Annotated in this window: 16 protein-coding genes; 8 read left to right on the top strand and 8 right to left on the bottom strand. The window is 70.0% G+C overall.

Annotated elements, in window-relative coordinates:
* The first annotated feature begins 62 nt into the window (after window positions 1–62).
* The 5 genes from WMF39_RS46180 (at window position 63) to WMF39_RS46200 (ending at window position 5,720) form a co-directional block, all read left to right on the top strand.
* A complete protein-coding gene (locus WMF39_RS46180) occupies window positions 63–1,034 on the top strand; it encodes a hypothetical protein (RefSeq protein WP_437742798.1) in 972 nt (323 codons plus the stop codon).
* Window positions 1,031–1,450, top strand: coding sequence for a type II toxin-antitoxin system VapC family toxin (locus WMF39_RS46185; protein WP_437742799.1), 420 nt, complete (start codon window positions 1,031–1,033; stop codon window positions 1,448–1,450). The genes WMF39_RS46180 and WMF39_RS46185 overlap by 4 nt, the downstream gene beginning before the upstream one ends.
* 19 nt (window positions 1,451–1,469) lie before the next feature.
* Window positions 1,470–2,990 carry an N-6 DNA methylase gene (locus tag WMF39_RS46190; RefSeq protein WP_437742800.1) on the top strand — a complete coding sequence of 507 codons (1,521 nt, stop codon included), beginning with the start codon at window positions 1,470–1,472 and terminating at the stop codon, window positions 2,988–2,990.
* Window positions 2,991–3,390: 400 nt separating this feature from the next.
* On the top strand, window positions 3,391–3,735 hold the full coding sequence (locus WMF39_RS46195) for a DUF4288 domain-containing protein (protein WP_437742801.1): 345 nt from the start codon (window positions 3,391–3,393) through the stop codon (window positions 3,733–3,735).
* Between the two features lie 767 nt (window positions 3,736–4,502).
* On the top strand, window positions 4,503–5,720 hold the full coding sequence (locus tag WMF39_RS46200; RefSeq protein WP_437742802.1) for an STAS domain-containing protein: 1,218 nt from the start codon (window positions 4,503–4,505) through the stop codon (window positions 5,718–5,720).
* A gap of 19 nt (window positions 5,721–5,739) precedes the next feature.
* On the opposite strand, the gene WMF39_RS46205 is transcribed toward WMF39_RS46200, so the two are convergent.
* Together WMF39_RS46205 and WMF39_RS46210 are read right to left on the bottom strand one after the other, a co-directional pair.
* Complete coding sequence (locus WMF39_RS46205) at window positions 5,740–7,188, bottom strand: type VI secretion system Vgr family protein (protein ID WP_437742803.1); 1,449 nt, start codon at window positions 7,186–7,188, stop codon at window positions 5,740–5,742.
* Between the two features lie 115 nt (window positions 7,189–7,303).
* On the bottom strand, window positions 7,304–9,148 hold the full coding sequence (locus WMF39_RS46210; RefSeq protein ID WP_437742804.1) for a DUF2169 family type VI secretion system accessory protein: 1,845 nt from the start codon (window positions 9,146–9,148) through the stop codon (window positions 7,304–7,306).
* 71 nt (window positions 9,149–9,219) lie between these two features.
* Between WMF39_RS46210 and WMF39_RS46215 the strand changes: the two genes are divergently transcribed.
* Both WMF39_RS46215 and WMF39_RS46220 read left to right on the top strand, forming a co-directional pair.
* On the top strand, window positions 9,220–9,561 hold the full coding sequence (locus WMF39_RS46215) for a hypothetical protein (protein ID WP_437742805.1): 342 nt from the start codon (window positions 9,220–9,222) through the stop codon (window positions 9,559–9,561).
* Window positions 9,562–9,735: 174 nt separating this feature from the next.
* On the top strand, window positions 9,736–10,758 hold the full coding sequence (locus WMF39_RS46220; RefSeq protein WP_437742806.1) for an aminoglycoside phosphotransferase family protein: 1,023 nt from the start codon (window positions 9,736–9,738) through the stop codon (window positions 10,756–10,758).
* A gap of 8 nt (window positions 10,759–10,766) precedes the next feature.
* Here the strand turns inward: WMF39_RS46220 and WMF39_RS46225 are convergent, their stop codons facing one another.
* Together WMF39_RS46225 and WMF39_RS46230 are read right to left on the bottom strand one after the other, a co-directional pair.
* On the bottom strand, window positions 10,767–12,131 hold the full coding sequence (locus tag WMF39_RS46225; RefSeq protein ID WP_437742807.1) for a hypothetical protein: 1,365 nt from the start codon (window positions 12,129–12,131) through the stop codon (window positions 10,767–10,769).
* Window positions 12,132–12,421: 290 nt separating this feature from the next.
* Entirely contained in the window at window positions 12,422–13,858 is a 1,437-nt protein-coding gene (locus tag WMF39_RS46230; RefSeq protein WP_437742808.1) for a cellulose binding domain-containing protein, read from the bottom strand.
* 327 nt (window positions 13,859–14,185) lie between these two features.
* On the opposite strand from WMF39_RS46230, the gene WMF39_RS46235 reads away from it, so the two are divergent.
* A complete protein-coding gene (locus tag WMF39_RS46235; protein ID WP_437742809.1) occupies window positions 14,186–14,980 on the top strand; it encodes an ABC transporter ATP-binding protein in 795 nt (264 codons plus the stop codon).
* 67 nt (window positions 14,981–15,047) lie between these two features.
* Here the strand turns inward: WMF39_RS46235 and WMF39_RS46240 are convergent, their stop codons facing one another.
* From WMF39_RS46240 to purN, 4 genes are all read right to left on the bottom strand, one after another.
* Window positions 15,048–15,698, bottom strand: a complete 651-nt coding sequence (locus tag WMF39_RS46240; protein WP_437742810.1) for a hypothetical protein — start codon at window positions 15,696–15,698, stop codon at window positions 15,048–15,050.
* A gap of 217 nt (window positions 15,699–15,915) precedes the next feature.
* On the bottom strand, window positions 15,916–16,431 hold the full coding sequence (locus WMF39_RS46245; protein ID WP_437742811.1) for a hypothetical protein: 516 nt from the start codon (window positions 16,429–16,431) through the stop codon (window positions 15,916–15,918).
* A 555-nt stretch (window positions 16,432–16,986) separates the two neighbouring features.
* Complete coding sequence (locus WMF39_RS46250) at window positions 16,987–18,612, bottom strand: NAD(P)-binding protein (RefSeq protein ID WP_437742812.1); 1,626 nt, start codon at window positions 18,610–18,612, stop codon at window positions 16,987–16,989.
* The gene (gene purN / locus WMF39_RS46255) at window positions 18,609–19,322 is read right to left on the bottom strand and encodes a phosphoribosylglycinamide formyltransferase (RefSeq protein WP_437742813.1); all 714 of its coding nucleotides are present in this window, start codon (window positions 19,320–19,322) and stop codon (window positions 18,609–18,611) included. The genes WMF39_RS46250 and purN overlap by 4 nt, the downstream gene beginning before the upstream one ends.
* Window positions 19,323–19,723 lie beyond the last annotated feature (401 nt).

Raw genomic sequence — 19,723 nt, forward strand, 5'->3', positions numbered from 1 at the left:
GCCCCGCCCTGCACGGCGTCGCCAGTTCGCGCTATCCTCTCGCAGCCGGTTCCGGCCGAGCCATGACCCCGAAGGAGCCCGCCGTGCCCATCGTCCACCATGCCATTCGCCTCTCCAGCCCCAAGGGCTTCGGCCGTCGCGTGCCCCCCGCCCCGCTGGGCGTCGCCCTCAAGCAGGTCGATGCCGCAGTGCGACGCTCCGTCCTGATGGCCTTCGAGGGGCGGAGCGTCACGGCCGGACGGCCCCGGGCCTGGTTCAACGCCGCGTGCGATATCCGGCTCGTCGACGTCGAGGGCAACGACGACACGACCCTGCACTTCGAGGCGCCGGAGCTGGGCGAGGCCGCCGCGGAGCTCTACCTCCAGGCGGAGCTGTGGCCGACGCGGCCTCCCCCGGGATGGACGGGGTTCGACGTCCTCGCCGGGGTCCTCCAGGACGTCGGCGATGGCAACCTGGACAGCGAACGCTTCGATCGACCCCTGCTCCAGCACCTCGCTCACTTCGGTCGGCTGCTCGACGCCGGCTTTGACGCGCTTCGGGTCGAGGAGCACCGGACGGGCGTTCCGGGCGAAGCCGTGCTCGACCGGGCTACCGTCGAGACCGCGAGAAAGCTCAGCGCCTCCACGCCGAGGGCCCAGGCCGTGCGCATCGCTGGACTCCTCGACATGGTTCGGATCAGCACCCAGTCCTTCGCGATCAAGCTCGATGACGGAGAGGAAATCCGGGGCGTGCTCACCGCGGGGAGCGTCGACGCGGCAGGCGTGCTCCTGAACCGTCGGGTCCTGGTCCATGGCCGGGCGGTGTACCGCCCCTCGGGGCGCATCCTTCGGCTCGACGCCGAGAAGATCGAGGATGGAGAGGGGGTCTCCGGCTTCTGGTCGAGGATCCCCAAACCCATCTTCGGTCGTCGCATCGATCCGCGAGCTCTCTACAGGCCGCAGACCGCAACCACCGGCGTCAGCGCGATCTTCGGGAAGTGGCCGGGCGACGAGACGGACGAGGAGTTCGACCAGGCAATCAAAGAGCTCTCATGACCGGGCTCGTCCTGCTCGATACCGCGGTCGTCCTCCATCTCGTGCGGGGGAACGAGACTGGCAGAGCGATCGACGCGGCCCTGCGCCTCAGCGAGCACGCTGGGCGTCCGCTCATCTCGGTCATCACGGTGGGCGAGGCGCTTGGCTTCGCGCAGCACCGCGGCTGGGGGGAGGACAAGACCGAGCGTTTACGCGCTTACCTCGAACAGCTCGTGCCGATCGACATCAACGACGAGGCCGTGTTCGAAGCTTACGCCGCGATGCACACGTACCTGGTACGAAAGGGAAGGAAGCTGTCCGATAATGATATCTGGATCGCCGCGTGTGCTCGGGCGGCGTCCGCTACCCTGATCACGACGGACAAGGACTTCGACCCGCTTCACGGCGAGTTCATCCAGCGCGTCTACTTCGAGTGAAAGAAACAGGCCCCTGAACGTGTCGAACCCCTCCGCCCAGATCGTCCAGAAGCTCTGGTCCTACTGCAACGTCCTGCGCGACGACGGCCTCTCCTACGGCGACTACGTCGAGCAGCTCACGTTCCTCCTGTTCCTGAAGATGGCGCACGAGCGCACGCAGCCGCCGTGGAACCACAAGCCGTTCATCCCGGCAGGTCACGACTGGCCAGCGCTGCTCGCCAGGGACGGTGATGCGCTCGAGGTCCAGTACAGAAAGACGCTGGACCACCTCGGCCGGCAGCCGGGCATGCTCGGGGTCATCTTCCGCAAGGCGCAGAACAAGATCCAGGACCCGGCGAAGCTGCGCCGCCTCGTCGCGGATCTCATCGACCGCGAGCAGTGGACGACGCTCGACGCCGACGTGAAGGGCGACGCCTACGAGGGGCTGCTCGAGAAGAACGCGCAGGACACCAAGGGCGGCGCGGGACAGTACTTCACGCCGCGCCCGCTCATCCAGGCCATCGTCGAGGTCATGCGCCCGGGGCCCGACGACACGATCTGCGACCCGGCCTGCGGCACGGGCGGCTTCCTGCTCGCGGCGCACGACCACGTCGTCCGGACGCACACGAGCCTCACCCGCGAGCAGAAGAAGCACCTGAAGCTCGGCGCGCTCCGCGGCGTCGAGCTCGTCCCCGGCGTGACCAGGCTCTGCGCGATGAACCTGCTCCTCCACGGCATCGGGCCGAGCGCCGACGAAGGGCAGCCGCCCATCGAGACCCGGGACAGCCTCGCCGCCGATCCGGGCTCTCGCTACTCCATGGTCCTGACCAACCCGCCGTTCGGGAAGAAGTCGAGCGTGATGGTCCTCACGGAGGAGGGCGATGAAGCCCGCGAGGCGCTCACCGTCATGCGCGAGGACTTCTGGGCGACGACGAGCAACAAGCAGCTCAACTTCGTCCAGCACGTGAAGACCATCCTGGCCATCCATGGGCGCGCGGCCGTCGTCGTGCCCGACAACGTGCTCTTCGAGGGCGGGGCAGGGGAGACGATCCGCCGCAAGCTGCTCCACGACTGCGACGTTCACACGCTGCTCCGGCTCCCCACAGGCATCTTCTATGCGCAGGGCGTGAAGGCGAACGTGCTCTTCTTCGACAAGAAGCCCGCCAGCGAGAAGCCGTGGACGAAGAAGCTCTGGGTCTACGACCTCCGCACGAACCAGCACTTCACGCTCAAGACCAACCCGCTCGCGCGCGCCGATCTCGACGACTTCGTCGCTTGCTACAAGGCCGGTGAGCTGCACAAGCGGCGGGCGACGTTCTCCGAGAAGCATCCAACCGGGCAGTGGCGAGCCTACGATTATGCGGAGCTCATCGCCCGGGACAAGTGCAGCCTCGACGTCTTCTGGCTGAAGGACGAGAGCCTGGAGGCCTCCGAGAACCTGCCGGCGCCGGACGTGATCGCCGGAGAGATCGTGGAGGACCTGCGGGCCGCCCTCGAGCAGTTCGAGACGGTGGAGGCCGATCTGAGGGCGCGAGCGTCGGCCGGGAGCACCTCGCCGTGAGGACCTCCCTTCGTGACCCCACCCGGTCCGTCCCCCGGGGCGTCCCCGCTGTGTGACCGCTCGCGACCGCCGAGCTACCCTGCCGCCGTCGCCGTCCTGCACCGTCAACGAGAGTGTGCTTGGGGTGCGTGGCGCCACGGCCTGCGGACCGGCCGCGGGGTCGAGGTGGACGCCGGCGAGCGCGCGATCGCGGCACCTCGCGGGCTTCTACTCAGCCACGCCTGGTTGGTCGGCTTCAACGGGGCCGCCGCCTGCGCGGTGGAAGGTGGCCGACTTGAGGAAAGGGAAGCGTCCGGACAGGTAGGCCCCTACCGCCGCGCCCCGCGACAGGGCAGGCTGATCTCGGCACCACGCGGCGTTACACTCCCGGTCAAAGCCGCATAGACAAGCGAGTTCATCCATGGAATCCAGCCCGAACAGCGATCTCTATGTTGCCGTTATACTCTACGAGTCTTGGTCGCCGGACCCATCGTACACCCCCATGTACGAAGAGTGCTTCGCGCTGGTGCGCGCCGAAAGTGAGGAACAGGCACGCGCGCGCGCCGAGCAACACAGCCGTGCGCATGAAACGTGCTTCAACAATGTTCTAGGGCAGGAGATTCACTGGAAGCTGAAGCACGTTGTGGATGTAAGCCGTGTTCTTTCGGACACTCTTGATGACGGCGCGGACATCTACGCGCGACACTTCAAGAGCTATGAGGCTTACCACGCGTTCGAGCCGTTGCTCGGCGGCAGGTTCGACTGACAGATGAATTGCAAGGGGGTGGAGCGTGCGCAGGGCCGTCATTGTCGGGATTGTGCTCTCAAGCCTATTGGGGATTCTTGCGCCGATTCCGCCCTTGTTCGGTCCCGCGCTCGCGCTGGCTCAGAGCTGCAACACGAACGAAAACCTCGACGATATTGCGATGTTGTTCATCGGCAGATGTTGCAAGGGATCCATTCTTCGTGAGTTCCCAGGTCAGCTACTGTGGACAACGATCCGAGAGATCCGACGTGGAACAACAGCGGACCACAAGAAGGCTTAGAAGCTGCTGAACGACCGTCGTTTCAGGAGGTAGCTCGAGAGGCGAAGGCTAGCGCACCGAAGCGTAGGTGATCACCGGTGCGACCAGGACGATCGCATCCACGGCGGCAAGCGCCCACGACAGGGAGATAGTGTGGTGACCTTATTCAGGAAACCTCCGAGAACCTGCCGGCGCCGGACGTGATCGCAGGAGAGATCGTGGAGGACCTGCGGTCCGCCGTCGAGCACCGCACCTCTCACCACCTCTCCTGCCCCGGTCCACGCAAGCAGCGCCCCGCCGTCCTGCGCCCACCTCGCCGTAGCTCATTCAGCCGCGAGCCGGCTCACCGTCTTGCCGCGCAACGCTCGCCACGCTAGCGCTAGCGCCCCCACGTCGTGGCGCGTTTCTCCCGGCTCAATCGCATAACGGCCGCCAGGGAGCTCTTTCGCAGCCTGCTCCGTTCACGCTACACTTATCCTTCTCTGCTCTCTGAGGAGTCGTGAGACTGATGGAATCTGCCCCCAGCGTGTTGCTCGGCGAGCTCTTCGCCCGCTCTGCCGATCTGCTCTTCATCGCCTCGGCCGACGGAGCGCTGCTCCACGGGAGCGGCGGACTCCGCGAGGCGCTGGGCCCCGGGGTCGAGGGGGGCGCGCTCCTCGCGGATCTCGCGCACCCGGACGATCGCGCCGCGCTCTCGGCGGCCTGGTCGTCGCTCCTTCACAGGGACGAGCCCGTCTCGTTCAGCGTGCGCCTGCGCGACGGCGGCGGCGCGTACCGGCCGCTGTCGTGCAGCGCCAGCCGGTCGTCCGACCGAAGCGCCGTCCTCGGCTCGCTCCGCCCCGCGCCCGCGGCCGCGCCGTTGGCCGCCGCGACGCCGATGACCGACGGCGAGCTGAGCACGCTCCGGCTCAAGGCACGCATCCTCGACGGCCTCGCCGAGCACGTGGATCCCTTGACGATATGGGCGCTCGACCGCGACGGGATCTACATCTATCAAGATGGCAAGGCGGTCGCGAAGGCGGGGTTGACACGGGGGCAGTACGTCGGGCGCAGCGTGTACGACCTCTATGCGGCCACCCCGGAGGCCGCCGCCGAGATGCGGAAATGGTACGACGGCCAGGTACGCCGCGGTCGCAGCGAGGCGCACGGCGCCGACTGGGACACCTGGCTCATCCCGCTCCGCAGCGAGCCCGGCGGCCGCATCGACGGCGTGCTCGGGGTCTCGCTCGACGTGTCGGACTCCAGGCTCGTCGAGAAGGAGCTGCGCATCCAGCTCGACCAGATCGCGGCGCAGCAGAAGGTGATCCGCGATCTCTCGACGCCGATCATCGAGGTCTGGGACGGCGTGCTCACGCTCCCCATGGTCGGCACGGTCGACAGCGTCCGCACGGCCGAGGTCATGGACAGCCTGCTCGCGCAGATCGTCGAGAAGCGGGCGCGCTTCGCCATCCTCGACCTCACCGGCGTCGAGGTCGTCGACACCAGGGTCGCGAGCCACCTCATCCAGCTCATCACCGCGATCCGCCTCCTCGGCGCGGACGGCATCGTCGCCGGCATCAAGCCGACGGTCGCCCAGACCATGGTCGCGCTCGGCCTCGACCTCACCCAGCTCAACACGCAACGCAACCTGCGCGCCGCGCTCAACTACGCCATCCGGGCCATGACAGGCGCCCAGGGCGCCTCCTCCGCCGCGAGCCCCGCGCCCGGCAAGAAGCCAGCTCCCTGAGCGGCGTCATCGAGGCGGCTCACTCGTCCACGAGATCGAAGACGATGCCTCCCTGCGTCTTGATCCGGTGAGTCGACCGGTTCGCGCTGTTGACCGGAGAGGGCGTCAGCGGGTTGGGCGCGGCGCCCACGATGACCGGCCGATCCGGGTCGCCGTTCACGAAGGCGATGAGCACCTCGGTCCCCGGCTTGAGCGGGAAATGCGTGCCGTAGTTCGCTCCAGCGTGGTTCTGGAGCATGCGCACCGGCCTGGACGACACGCCGCCGGCAGCCCCCGTATCGAACAGGAACCGGACCATGTACCTGCCCTGATCGTCGATCTGCGCGTCGTTGCCCCCGCCCCCCGGCCCGGCGTCGACGATCCCCGTGACGACGCCGCCGATCCGGGGCGTCGGCGTGACGCGCGGCGGCCGGTACGTGTTCTTGCCCGGGATCGCGCGGAAGGTGTTCACGTAGCGCCGCGGCTCGTCGCCGCCGCCCTGGCCGCCGGCCGCCTGCGACGCGCGGTGCTCCACCTCGACGAAGAGCAGCTCGAGCGACTCCAGGCTCGGGTGCCCTTCCAGCACCGATCGCCCGCCCGCGCCGATCGCGCACACCGAGCTCCTGCCCGCATACACGAGCTGCGTCGCCTGCCGCTCCTCGGCCCGGACCTGCGCCAGCGCCTTTCCCTCCGCCGGCGTCTTGTAATGGCCGCCGTACTCGACGACGCCGCCCGCATACCCGGTCGAGAGGACGTGCTCCGACGTCAGATCGAGCATCGGTTGCCGGTAGTTGTAGTCGCGGGCCACATACACGCTCGGCACGAGCCGCGATCTCGCCTCGAGCTCGAAGACGTCCCGCGTCTCGCCGCGCTCGCGGAAATGGACGGACTCGGCGCCGGCCGCGGGGTTGAACCCACCGCCGTCGGTGAAGACCATCGTGTCCTGCCCGTCCTGGTGCTCGAAGAAGAAGCTGATCCCGGCGTGCTCGGCCAGGCGGCTGATGAAGGCGAGATCGGTCTCCTGGTACTGCACCGTGAACTCCCGCGGCGGGTAGGTGCCCGAAAGCCTGAGCTCCACGTCGCTCCCGCTCAGGCCCACGAGCTCGAGCTTCTGCTGGATGAGGTCCGGCACCGCCTTGTTCATCGAGATCTCGGTGGTCTCGACCAGCGTCAGCCGGAAGGCGCGCGGGACGATGTGCAGCCGGTACGCGCGGTAATCGCGCAGGTTCCCGAGGAGGTCGTGGACCTCCGCGATCATCCCGTGGACGCGCCGCAGCTCGACCCCGTCCTGCTCGAAGACGATCGCGACGCTCTCGCCCGTGAAGGTCTGTCCGTCGACCCCGGCGTCGCTCGGACAGGCCACCTCGACGTCGAACGTGAAGAGCTGAGAGATCGCCTCGCGCCCGGACAGCCTGTTCACCTGGAGGAGCTCGGACGAGAAGCCGGAGAGCTCGAGTCGAATGTCGAGTGAATCGGATCGGGTGGTCATCGTCGCAGCTCCATCCTTCGTGCCGTGGGAGAAGATCTCCTGCCTCGGGGCGCCTCGCGCGCGGGCGCCCCTCGCGCTCGTCGAGGTGCGCTCGGCGAGCTACCGTTTGCGCGAGCTACCGTTTGCGATCGAAGCGTTCGTAAAGGCTCCTCCTCAACGAAGGGGAAGGGGTCGGCAGCGCCGGGCGCTCCGGCGGTGGAGGCGGCGGCCGTCGGGGCGGCGGGGCCGGCGGCGGCTCGTCCGGCTCGGGGGAGCGCGCCGGCGAGGCGCTGAGCACCGGCCTCGGCGGCGGCGGGGGCTCCTGCAGCGCGGGCTCCGGCTCCGGCGGCGGCGCGGCCCGCTCCAGCTCGGGGAGCGGCGCGGCCGCGGTCTCCGCCGCTTCCACGCGAGCCGACGAGGCCGCGAGCGCGCCCTCCTCGGAGGCGCCGGAGGGGCCGGGCGCGCCGGCGGCCGGCGTCCAGTCTTCGTCCAGCGAGAGGGCGAGCGTGCCTGAGCCCGCGCGCTCCTCCGCCGCGACCGGCTCCCGGGCGATCATCGAGGCAGGCAGCGCCGCGCCCGGGGGCGCCGGCTGGAACGGGAGCGCCGGCTGGTCCGTCGCCTCGGCGTCCTGCTCGGGCAGCAGGGCCAGCGTCGTGGCGGGAGACCCCTCCGGGCCTTCTTCCACCGAGGAGATCGAGAGGGTCCCGGTGTCGATCCGCGGCCCGGGCGCGCCCGCGGCCGGCCCGGCGACGTCGCCGGGAGCCGACCCGGGGCGGAACGGCGTCGCCGCCGCCGAGGCCAGGGCAGCCGCCGCCACGCCGACGTCCGCGAGGCTCAGCGTGCGCGCCCCGGCGCCCGGATCAGCCTGGGTCTCCCCCAGGCCGCCGTCGTGGTCATGGTCGACGCCGCGCGCGCGGCCTCGCGCGAGTCCGCCCGCGGCGCCCTGGTCCGCCGGCAGCTCGGGCCACTCGAGCGGCTCGCCGGGGAGCTCGACCCCCGCCACGAGGGTGGCCGCCGCGAGGGCGGCCTCGTCGGGGACGACCAGGTTGCCCCGGAAGACGAGGGTGCAGCGCTGCTCGTCGCCGTCGATGCGCAGCATGTCCGCGTTCAGCTCGAGCGGGTGGCCCTCGCCCACGCCGAAGGCCGAGAGGCCGTGGACGCGCGCTCGGCCGCGCGCCTCGGGCAGCCGCATCCGGAGGCGCGGCAGCGTGGGGTGGAGCCCGTGGAGCTCGATCCACTCGCCGCCGCGCAGGTAACGCGTCCGCTGATCGGGGGGCGCCGCCTGGTAATAGGCCCACTCGAAGGGATCGGGGATCTCGGCGATGGCGGCGTCGAGCGCCTTGCGGGGCGTGGCCCCGAGCAGCCGCCTGCGCGCGGGCCAGGCGCGCGCGATGGGCCCGAAGCCGGCCGCGCGCGCCGGCTGGAGGGGATCGACGATGTTCGCCTCGGGCTCGGACGCGTCGCCCGTCCCCTGCACGCCGAGGAAGTTCTCCTGGTCGTTCTCGCCGCGGAGCGCCCGCTCGTACACGAGCGGCATCCGCTGGAACCCGGCCCTGTCCTTGACCAGGAGCTCCTTGTCGAGGAGGGGCCCGTCCTCATCGGAGATCGCGAGTCGCACGGGCAAGTCGTGCACGGGCGCGCCGGGCGGCGGCGCGTGGGCGTGGCCGGTAAAGAGCACGTCGGCGCGCTCCAGGTGCGGCGCCAGATCGCTCGTGAGCCGGACGCTCCGCCCAGGGTTGTTGCCGTGATGGACCTCCCCGTGGACGACCTGCTGCGGCTCGACCCTGGGCATCTCCGCGTCCGCCGCGAAGGCGAAGGTGGCCTTGACGATGACGGTGATGTGGAGCTCGCCCCGGCTGCGCCATGCGACGGCGGCGGCGGCTGCGCCGTTCAGCGGCGTGACCCTCACGGGCCCGGTCGCGCCGTTCGTCCCACGGTTCATCGCGCTCTTCGCCGCGCCCTTCTCCGCACCGTTCGCCATTCCGCGGCGTTATAGCACGGCTCTCGTCACGAACTTGCCGCCGCACTGCGCCCATGCCACCCACGGCGATCATGAAGCCGGCTGGAAACGCTCGTGCGCTGGGATCGGCGCTCGCCCTCCTCGTCATGATTGCCTCGTTCGGCTGCGACACGGTGGCGACGCTCGTCGCGCCCGCGGTGCCGGTGGTCATCGAGAAGGCGACCGCGCCCGGGGAGCCCGCCGCGCCCGAGGATCCCGCCGCCGCGCCCGAGACGCCCGAGAGCCGGAAGTGCTGCTTCCGGAGCGGCGAGGGCGCCGCGAAGGTGTGCGAGAGCCAGGAGCGCTGCTGCTCTGGCAGGTACGACCGCAGCGCGTGCGAGGACTCGGGCGGTCTCTGGTTCAACAGCGCCGACGGCTGCGCCGGCGCCTGCTGAGCGTCTGGCTCGCTCCGCCGCCGGGACAGGCGTCGAGGTGTCGAGGGGACAGGCGCCGAGGCGCTGACGGGGACAGGCGCCCAGGCGTGACGGCCGCAGCGCGGCGTGGGGCAATGTCGTGACAACCCTGGCGTAACCCTGGCGTCCGCGCCGTCCACCGGCGTAGGAAAGGGAGTGCGCGAGCTCGACACCGATGCCCTGCTCCGGCTCGTCCAGCGGGCCACGGGCCATGTCCCGTCGTCGATGGTCCCGCTGCGCGGGGGCGTGTCGTGCCGGCGCTATCTGCGCGTCGTGACGCCGGCCGGGACGGCGGTCGCGATGTTCGCGCCGAGCGCGGGGGCCGACGGCGTCGCGGTCGGCGCCGCTCCCCCGCGGTGGCCGTTCCTGGAGGTGCAGGCGCTCCTCCGGGAGCGCGGCGTCCGGGTGCCAGCGCTGCTCGCCGAGGATTGCGAGCACGGCCTGCTCCTCCTGGAGGATCTCGGGGACGCGACGCTCTCGGCCTTCGTCGAGCGCGCGCCCGCCCGCCGCGCCGAGGTCTACGCGCTGGCCGCGCGCGATCTCGCCCGGGCGCAGCGGGCGCTCGCGGCGCTCCCGAGCGGCTCGATCGTCGACTCGTGCGCGCTCGACGAGACGCTCCTGCGCTGGGAGCTCGACCATTTCCGCGCGTGGGCGCTCGACGCGCGCGGGCTCCGGCTGGGCGACGCCGCGCGGGCCGAGCTCGACGCCGTCTCGGAGCGCCTCGCCCGGCGCATCGCCGCGTGGCCGCGGGGCTTCGTTCACCGCGATTACCAGAGCCAGAACCTCATGGTCGTGGACGCGGCGGGCGGGGGCCTCGAGATCGTCTGGCTCGACTTCCAGGACGCCCTCCTCGGCCCGCGCGCCTACGATCTCGCGGCGCTCCTCAACGACAGCGCCCAGGATCTGGATCGCTCCTTCGTCGAGGCCCGGCTGGACGACTATGCGGCCGCCGCCTCGCTCGATCGGCCGGCACGCGACGCGCTCGGCCGGGAGTTCGATGTGCTCACGGTCCAGCGCAAGCTGAAGGACGCCGGCCGCTTCGTCTTTCTCGACCGCATCGGCGTGGATCCTACGTACCTGCGCTACGTCGAGCCCGCGCTCGCGAGGGCGCGCGGCGCGCTCGCGAGGATGGGCGACGACGAGGACATGCGGGTGCTGGCGCGGCTCATCGCGTGGTGAGAGACGGCTCAGAGCTCCGACTCCTCCAGAAAGCGCTGGAGGAACGTGACGGCGGCTTGCTCTCCAGCCTCCGGGAAGCCCCCGAACATCGCGAACTGGTGCCATACCCAGCCGGCGTTCAGATAGGTATCTTTCTCGCTCGCCTCGAGCGAGGAGCACACGTGATCCCAGCGCGGGTTCGCCCCGGGGAGATAGCCGCTCTTGTCGGGCGGCAGGCGGGTCAGGCGCGCTTCCTTGGAAGGGCCGGGGAGCTTCTGCTGGAGGGCGGCGTTCGCGTCGAGCTGGTGGCCGCCGGTCATCCGCAGGCGGCGCGAGGCGTCGCCGCCGAGCCAGCGCACGAGCAAGGCCTCGTTCTTGGCGATGCCGCGGGCGTCGAACGCGAACACCTCGCTCACGCGGTCCTTGTTGGCCGCGAGCGCCTGCCACAGGGCCAGTCCGCCGGCGCTGAAGCCCGCGAGCCCGAGCTTGCCGAGCCGCGGCCCGCCCTGTCCCGCACCGATCTTCTGCGCGCCGCAGAGGAAGCGGAGCGCCGCCTCGGCGAGGCCGGGCAGGCTCGCTGTCGTGGCGGCGCCGAAGCTCGCCCCGCTCGGCCACGGGTGCAGCATGACCACCGCCCTGCCGCTCGCGGCGAGCGCCTCCTCGAAGCCGCAGCGGACATAGACCCAGCGGGACTGGTCGCGCGGATCGCGCTCGAACACGTCGCGCGCCCAGAACGACGCGCCGGGAGACGGGTCGGGCGTGAGCAGGTATCGATTCAGCCCGAACATCTCGTGGCGCTGGTCGACCCGGGTATAGGCGTACCCTTCCGGCCGGTAGAACACGAGGGCCGAGATCCCGCCGTCCGGCGGCGCCTTGCAGGCCTCCGGGATGCTCGCGAACCAGATCTTCGGATCTCCCGCGGTGGCGCCGAGGGCCACGAGCTCGGTCCCGGGCCGGTGCTCGCGCCGGTACTCGTCCGCATACCCGGCGTAGGCCATCCAGAACGGGGTGATATCGACGAAATCCGTCCTGATCTGGGCGAGCGCGAGGCCGGGCGCCGATTGCACGTCGACGAGCGGGTGAGCCTGCCCGAACGCCGGGTCAGGGGCGGGGCTGAGCGCCGTCCCGCCGCTCGCCACGTCGAACGCCTGCTCGACCGACAGGACCTCTTCCTCCAGGGCGGGGACGTCCTCGAAGGCGTCGAACGCCGCCGAGAAGCGCGCGCTGAGCGCGACGCGCGACGCCCCGGCGGGGATCACGAACTCGCGCCGCCCCGGGTCCGAGCCGGCGAGCGGCAGCGGCGCGTCGTCGGCCGTCGCCTGCACGTCGGCGAGCGCGTCGGGCAGAAGCGGGCTGCCCGCATTGCGCCAGGTGACCCGGAGCCTCAGCGCCATGCGGCTCCCCGGACCGGACGGCGCGCCCGGCGAGGAGGGAGCGCGGCGGCGTGGAGGGGGTCGACCGGGCTATCGCCGGCGAAGGGGGAGCGCTGCGGGGCAGAGGGCACGGGGCGCCCACGGTACCAGAGGGCGCGGGCCGCGGGCGAGCGCGACCGGGCGCGGAGGCCGCGCGGGGAGCCCCGAGATGGGCTCTTCCCGTGTCGTTCGGCCGATCCTGCGGGCCGGCGCGCCGCGCCGCCGGGGGCTGTCTGGCCTCCTCGGCTGGCGCGGCGCCAGTCGACTGGAGCTCAGCGCGTGCCGTTCGCGCAGTACCCGAACTCGACGCTCGTTCCAGGCCTGATCTTCGCGTTCCAGCTCACGCCGGTGAACACGAAGTCGGTGCCTTGCTTGACGGCGCTGGTGTTCCAGAAGTCACGGAGCGTCGCGCCGTTCGAGGGCACGTAGAGCTTCCACGTGGTCTCGCCGCTGTCGGTCTTCGTCAGCTTGACGTTGTTGCAGTAGCCGCCCGTCCACGTCGAGTTGGGGGTGATGCTGACGGTGATGTTGCCGCCCTCCACACGCACGCCGGTCCCGGGGTTGCTCCCGCCGCTGCCGCCGCTGCCGGTGCTGCTGCTGCTGCTGCTCGACGAGGACGTGGTGGTGCCGCCGCCGCCGCCACCGCTGCCGGAGGTGCTGGAGCTGCTGGATGTGGTGCTGCTGGAGCTCGAGCTGCTGCTGCCCTTCACCCGGGCGATGAAGCTGTCATAGCCGGCGACGTCGCCCGTCTGAGAGAGCATGACGATCGCGACGCCCATGTCGACGGCCTTGGCGACGTTGCTCTCGTTGAGCCAGGTGGAGTCGACGTTGATCGGGCCGCCGCCGAACGTGTACGCGTCCACGATGACGAGCGGCAGGCTGAGCGCGGTGGTGATCTCCTTGTAGGTGAAGTTGTCGATCTTGCCCGTGGTGAACGGGAATTGCTTGCCCGTGAGGCCGACGTACTTGACCACGCTGCGATCCCAGCCGTCGTAGAAGTCGCCGACCGACGACGCCCACTTGGTTGCCGACGGGCTGAACCACGGGCTGAAGTCGATGACCACCTTGCATGAGGGGCAGCCCGACTTGATGGCGCCGAGGATCTGGTTGATGTAGCTGTCGGACTCGTTCTCCGTGAGCGCGTTCTGCTGCGCCGTCTGCGAGAACTGGTACCAGTCCGGCTCGATGTGGATCAGCGCCTCGCGCCCTCCGAGGGCCCCGTTGATCCCTGCCGCCGCCTTCTGGTAGGCGCTCGCCATCGAGGCGATGTTGGCGCGCACGTACGCCGCGCCCTTCTGGCACAGCGGTGCGCCGCTGTTGCCGTCGCAGTCGTTCTCGGACCCGAGCCCCTTCTTCGTCATGTCCGTGGCGATGTAGCCGAAGAAGTAGGGGGTCTTCCCCGCGTTGACGATCTGCGTAAGCTTGGTCTTATGTGTGCTGGTGAAGCCGCCAGATTGCAACCAGTCCCCGACGGCGACCACATCGACGTTGGCGGGTCCGGACTGGGGCGGTGACCAGGTCTGGCTCCACTGCGGAGCGACGCCGAAGCGCATCTGCGATGCCGCCGCGGCCGCCGCCGCCTCATCGGCGAAAATCTCGTCCTCTTCGGAGCTGGAACCATCGTCCGCGGCAACGATGCACCCGCCGAGAGCGGCGAGCAGGCACGCAGCTGCCCCAGCACCGAAAAGCGAACCCTTGATCTTCGTCATTGTCAATCTCCAAGTGACCGAGCGGCTCCGCGCCGCATCGGATTTTTCCACTCCCGAGTGCCAGCATCGGCTTGGCACGGGGCGCTTGTTGAAAGGAAGGTTTGGAGAGCGTTGCAACGGCCGGGCCATCGTCTCTCCAGAGCGGAGAACGCCGGTTCACGGGCACATTCCAACGGTGCCTGTCCGCGAGAGATGGAGAGCGGGCCGATGGAGTGGATCACCGAACCGGGGCACGGACGATCCACCGCGAACGCCCTGATTTCTCGGTGCGGGACGCTGACAAGCGGGTAGTCTGCGCCCGATGAGCCAGGAATGTGGAGTGAAGCGATGAGCGCGCCCGCGCTCATCGAGATCGAGGACGCCGAGGTCTTCCGCGGCGACACGCGTGTCTTCGAGGGGCTGTCGCTGCGCATCGAGCAGGGCGCGAACACCGCGATCCTCGGGCCCAACGGCGCCGGGAAGTCGACCCTGCTGAGGCTGCTCTCACGGGAAATCTATCCGGTCCACCGCGAAGGCTCGCATGTGCGGATACTCGGTCGCGAAAGGTGGGAGGTGTCCGCGCTGCGGCGCAGGCTTGGGCTCGTGTCGTACGAGCTGCAGATGGCCTATCCCCGGGGTGTGCGGGGCTCCGACGTGGTGCTCTCCGGCTTCTTCGCGAGCGCCGGGCTGCACGAGCACGAGCCGCCGACGGCCGCGCAGCGCCGGCGCGCCGAGGAGGTGCTCCGCGACCTCGGCGTCGCGCACCTCGGCGACAAGCCCATCGCGGAGATGTCCGCCGGCGAGCAGCGGCGCTGTTTGCTCGGGCGGGCCCTCGTGCACGACCCGGAGGCGCTGGTGTTCGACGAGCCGACGACGAGCCTCGATCTGAAGGCCGCGTTCGAGCTCATCGAGCTGCTCAGGCGCCTCGCGCGGCAGGGCAAGACGCTGATCCTGGTGACGCACCATGTGCAGGAGATCCCGCCGGAGATCGGGCGGGTCGTCCTGCTGCGGAGTGGCCGCGTCTTCGCCGATGGCCCGAAGCGCGCGGTGCTGACCGACGACAACCTGTCGCGCCTGTTCGACGTGCCGCTCACCGTGGTCGAGCGCGGCGGGTTCTTCCAGGTCTTTCCCCGATCCTTCTGAGGGGCGTCTATCGCTGGAACCCGCGGCGCGAGCGGGGTAGCCACTCGTCGCGCGTCAGCAGAATGGCTCACCCTGAATCGCGAGGACAGGTCATGACCATGGTGGCATGGTACGGCGCGCTCCGATCGGGCGGCTCCGGCAGCAGGATCTCCCGACTACAGTTGACTTCGTAGTTGTGCTCCACGGCGGTCGACCAGCTGCTGACCGCTTCGTCGTAATTCTTCCACTCCAAGACGGCGGCGCAAGTGTTGGTCCGACAATCAACGTCGCGCACGTCGAAGCTCTTCGATCCGACGGTGCGTATCTCCTTCAACAGGGAAGCCCGTGCTTGGGGAGCCCAGGTGGGATCCTCGACCGCACGCTCATGCGTCGCGATGATCTCGCGATGGTGACTTTCTTTCTGGGCTTTCCACTCCACGGGGTCGGGCATCTCGGTACGCTCGTGAGATCCCTTCTGATCCGAGTCTTGCTGCTCGCCTCGCTCTTCCAGCGCCGATAGACGCTGCTTCAGCTCCTTCAGGTCAGTCGCGCCGATCCCCGGGTTTGCGGTGCCGACAGATCGAGGAATATACTTCCTGGATTCGCTGGCGACGGCCGCGCCCTTTTGCGACTTTTCATCCGCGGCTTCACGGGAGACAATCACTGTCGCTATCGTTCCGGCGAGAGCGCCCGCCAAAATGGGCATCACGGCCGAGATGACGCTACGAAGAGAGATCACGGACATCTCCTGTCATGTAGTTCAGTTTCAGGCGATGCGGTCGGCGAGGTCGAGCACGCCCGCTTCAGTAGATGACGTGCCTGCTCGAACGGCGCCCAGCGCGGGGTTTCGAAATTTACGTATACGTATGATGAATAGAAGGGGGGGCAACTCGGCGTTTCCTCTTGCGATACGCAACTTGTCGCCCCCCTTCTCGTGTTATCGCAGATCTTGTCTGCTAGTCCGCGGTGTAGTAGCCCCGGATGGAGGAATAGGAGCCGGACCCGCTCGGCGGCAGTCCGATTTGAATGTATCCGAAGTCCGCGTAGTTGGTGCTCGTCCAGTACGTCGTCGGCGGGCTGAGCGTGTAGTTTCCAATCGACGTCGTCTTCACCGGCGTGGTGCAGGCTCCACCCGTGCCTCCGAAGTACGCCACGCAGGTGCTCGCTTCGACCTGGTGCGTGACGCCCGAGATGGTAAGGCCGTTGTTGTAGCCGTGAATGTTCACTGTCGCGATGTCGTGCTTCCGGAAGCGATCATCGTCGGTGACCGGGCAAGAGAGGGCTTCTCCTTCGGTCGCTGACGTGTTGAAGATGCCGTGTCCGACAGTGATCAAATTGCCGTTCGTGCCTCCACTTCCGTAGACGCAGTTGGCTCCCGATACGCGCTCGTGCAGCGCCGCCGCGTCGGAGGAATTGGCCAAAGCTGCGCTTACGACTGCGCCGACGATGAAGAGGGGAATCGACTTGTACATTTCGTGTTCCTTCGAGGTTGTAAAGTTAGATGCGATGTGAAGTGATGCTGATTAGAGCGCAGGCAGAAGAGTCCTGGCGGGTTCATGGCAGAACTCCTCAAAGTCAGCATGGCTTCCGAGCTCGGCCCGCAGCGCGACGATTTTCGGTGTTTGCCTGTGTGAGCGGCCGCCATGCTTTCATGAGCGGATCCCTCCCCATGTCACGCTGAGTACCGGCACAGCGCCAAGTGACACGCTATGTTATTGCAATCGATGTGCCAGGTAGGTGGTGCGCCCCACCTCGGCCATGAGGGTGGCCATCAGCCTCTCCAGAGCCTGCAAATGGCGCAGCAGGAAGCCCTCGAGGTGCCGGTGCGGATGGTTGAGGGGCGGGGCCGCCACCGTTACATGTCACGGCGATGGCGTGATATGTCACGTGACATGTAACGGTGGCGGCGTGACATGTCGGCACGAGCGGAGCCCCGCCAGCACGTGAGCCGGCGAGGGCGCGCGCAGGTCACCGCGTCTTCGAGAGATGCAGCTGCGCAGCTCGCCGAGGGGGCGGCTTCAACGTCGTTAGCCGATCTCCACCTTGCTCCACATGTCCCGCCGCATCCGCTCCTTGCGCCGGTCGGTCCGGGTCACGAGCCGGGCGGCGCCCCAGGCGGCGAGCAGCTGGCCCTCCTGGCCGAGGCCGGGCAGCACGCTCCGGCCAACGAGCAGCGTGCGCTCGATCGGCCCGCGGATCGGCTCGCCCGCGAGCCCGAGGTAGCCGGGCGGATCGACCTCGAGCTGCCGCACCATCGGCTCGGCGCCCGGAGCGGCGCCCTTCAGCGCGGCGCGCTCGATGAGGCGGCGGCGCTGGCCGTCGTAGAGCCACACGGGCAGCCCGTCGTGCACCGAGTCGACGAGCACGAGGTGGCGCTCGAGGAAGGGGAGCTCGGCCGTGAGCGCGTCGAGCACCGCCTGGCGCGCCTCGAGCAGCGACAGTGGGCCCCGATCGGGCAGCAGGATCTCCGCCACGAGCAGCGTGTCGGTCGAGGGAGCCGGCAGATCGCAGCGCTGGAGGTGGACCACGGGGCGCCCGGGTCCGGTCGGCCGCGTCTGCCGCGGCGGGCTCGGCCGGCCCCCGGAGGCGCCGTCGCTCGACACGCGCGGCGGCGCGGGCGAGCGGCCCGCCGACGCGGACGGGAAGGGAAACAGCAGGGCCTCGGGGCCGAGCGGCTCGGGCAAGCCCTCGCGGCGCACGACGAGCGACACGACGAAGCGGCCGACCGAGGAGGTGATCCGCGGCCACTCGCGCAGCGCGCGCTTGTGGATGCCCTCGCCGCCCGAGAGGCTCGCGAGCGTCTCGCCGTCCATGTCGGTGATGACGAAGCTGCTGCCGTTCGGGTGATCGTCGCCGTCGAGCACGACCCCCGCGGCGGTGCCCCTGCGGACGTGGACCGACGCGGCGCGCTCGTCGAGCAGGCAGCGGCCGCCGTGGGCGAGGATGCGCTCGACGAGGAACTCCTCGAGCTCCTCCTCGCCGCGCGGCAGCATCATCAGCCCGCGCGTCCACGCCCCGTGCAGGCGCGCGACCGCGAAGGGAGGCGGGAGCGCCGAGAGGTCCGTGGCGAAGAGGACGGACTGCGTGACGATCGAGCGGAACAGGTGGCCGCGCGGGAACTCGACGAGCAGGTCGGCGTCAGGCTCGGCGCGCGCGTACGGGAGCATGCCGGCGTAGCGCGCGGTCTCGCGCCGCTCCCAGAAGGTGCCCGGCGGCCAGAGGGCGTCGTGCGAGAAGGCGTCGTCCGCGGCGCCGTTGACGTGGGCGAGCTCGGCGTAGAGCTCGTCGACGACCCGCCGGAGCTCGGGGAACTCGCGGTCGATCTCGCGGCCGAAGAGGACCATGTCGGGCGGCACGTCGAGGCGCCGGCGCGGCGCGACGGCCTGCAGCATGGGCATGGCCGGGACGATGCGGCGCTTCCAGGTCTGCGACTGGGCGAGCTCGACGAGGAAGCGACGCCACGCGGGCGAGGGCTCGGCGAGCATCGTGAAGGCGCGCCGGCGGAGGACGTGCTGGTCGAGGCGGTAGGTGGGCGGGCGCTCGCCGTGCCCGACGACCATCACGGTGAAGTCGCGGCGCGCGAGGAGCGCCGCGGCCGTGAGCGCGCCGATGGACCGGCCGAGGACGATGACGTCGTAGTGCTTGTGGATCACGCCCCTTCCCCGACTTCTCCGACTTCCCCGACGTTGTCCCGCGCAGGGCCGCCCTGGGCGAGCCCGAGCGCGGTCGCGACGCCGGCGAGCGTCGCGCGCGCTCGCCCGCCCGGCACGTCAGGCGGCGCGATCTGGAGGCGCCCCTCGGCGATCCACGAGAGCGCGCGGACGAGCAGGGCGTGCTCCTGGACGAGGATGCGCGCGGCGAGCGCGTCGCGGTCGTCCCCGTCGAGCACGGGGACGGCGGCCTGCGCGAGGATGGGCCCGGTGTCGGTGCCGGCGTCCACGAGGTGGACGGTGCAGCCGGTGACGCGCACGCCGTGATCGATCGCCTGCTGCTGGGCGTCGACGCCGGGGAAGGAGGGCAGGAGCGACGGGTGGATGTTCACGACCCGGTGCGGGAAGGCGTCGAGGAAGGTCGTCGTGAGCAGGCGCATGAAGCCCGCGAGGACGACCCAGGTCGCGCCCGCCTCGCGGAGGGCGTCGACGACGGCGGCGTCGAAGCTGTCGCGATCGGCGAAGTCCCGGTGCGCGACGACGCGCGTGGGGACCCCGGCGCGCTCGGCGCGCGCGAGGCCCTCCACGTCGGGCCGGTTGGACAGGACGAGCCGCACGCGGGCGTCGAGGTGGCCGGCGGCGATCGCGTCCAGGATCGCCTGGAGGTTCGAGCCGCGGCCGGAGACGAGGACGCCGAGATCGAGGGGGGGCATGGGGGGCAGATACTACGGCGGAGGCGGGCGCGGGAGAGATCCGGGGCGGAAGCGGCCGCCCGGGTCCGGCGATCGCGCCGCACGGCCCGTTTCCACGTCCGCCGAGCGCGCGCCGCGTGACGCGCCGGGCCATCGCGCGAGCAGGCAGGGCGCGAGGGCTCGGGCGGGACGGCGGGCGCGGATCCGCCGCGTCGCCTCGGCCGCCCGAGCTCGGCCTCGCGACCTGCGCCCCTCGACACTCCGTTGTTCGCGAAGACGTCGGCGTTGTCTGGAGAGCGATGCTTCCGGGGGCGCGCCCTGGTCACCCGATCGCGACGATCGCTCTCGAGCGGTCTTCGCGTGACATGTCACGGTGAAAGCGCGACAGCGACCGTGACATGTCACGCCCTCGATCGTGACAT

Origin of the sequence: Sorangium sp. So ce1504 (genome assembly GCF_051521635.1) — a bacterium.
Taxonomy (GTDB): Bacteria; Myxococcota_A; Polyangia; order Polyangiales; family Polyangiaceae; genus Sorangium; species Sorangium cellulosum_B.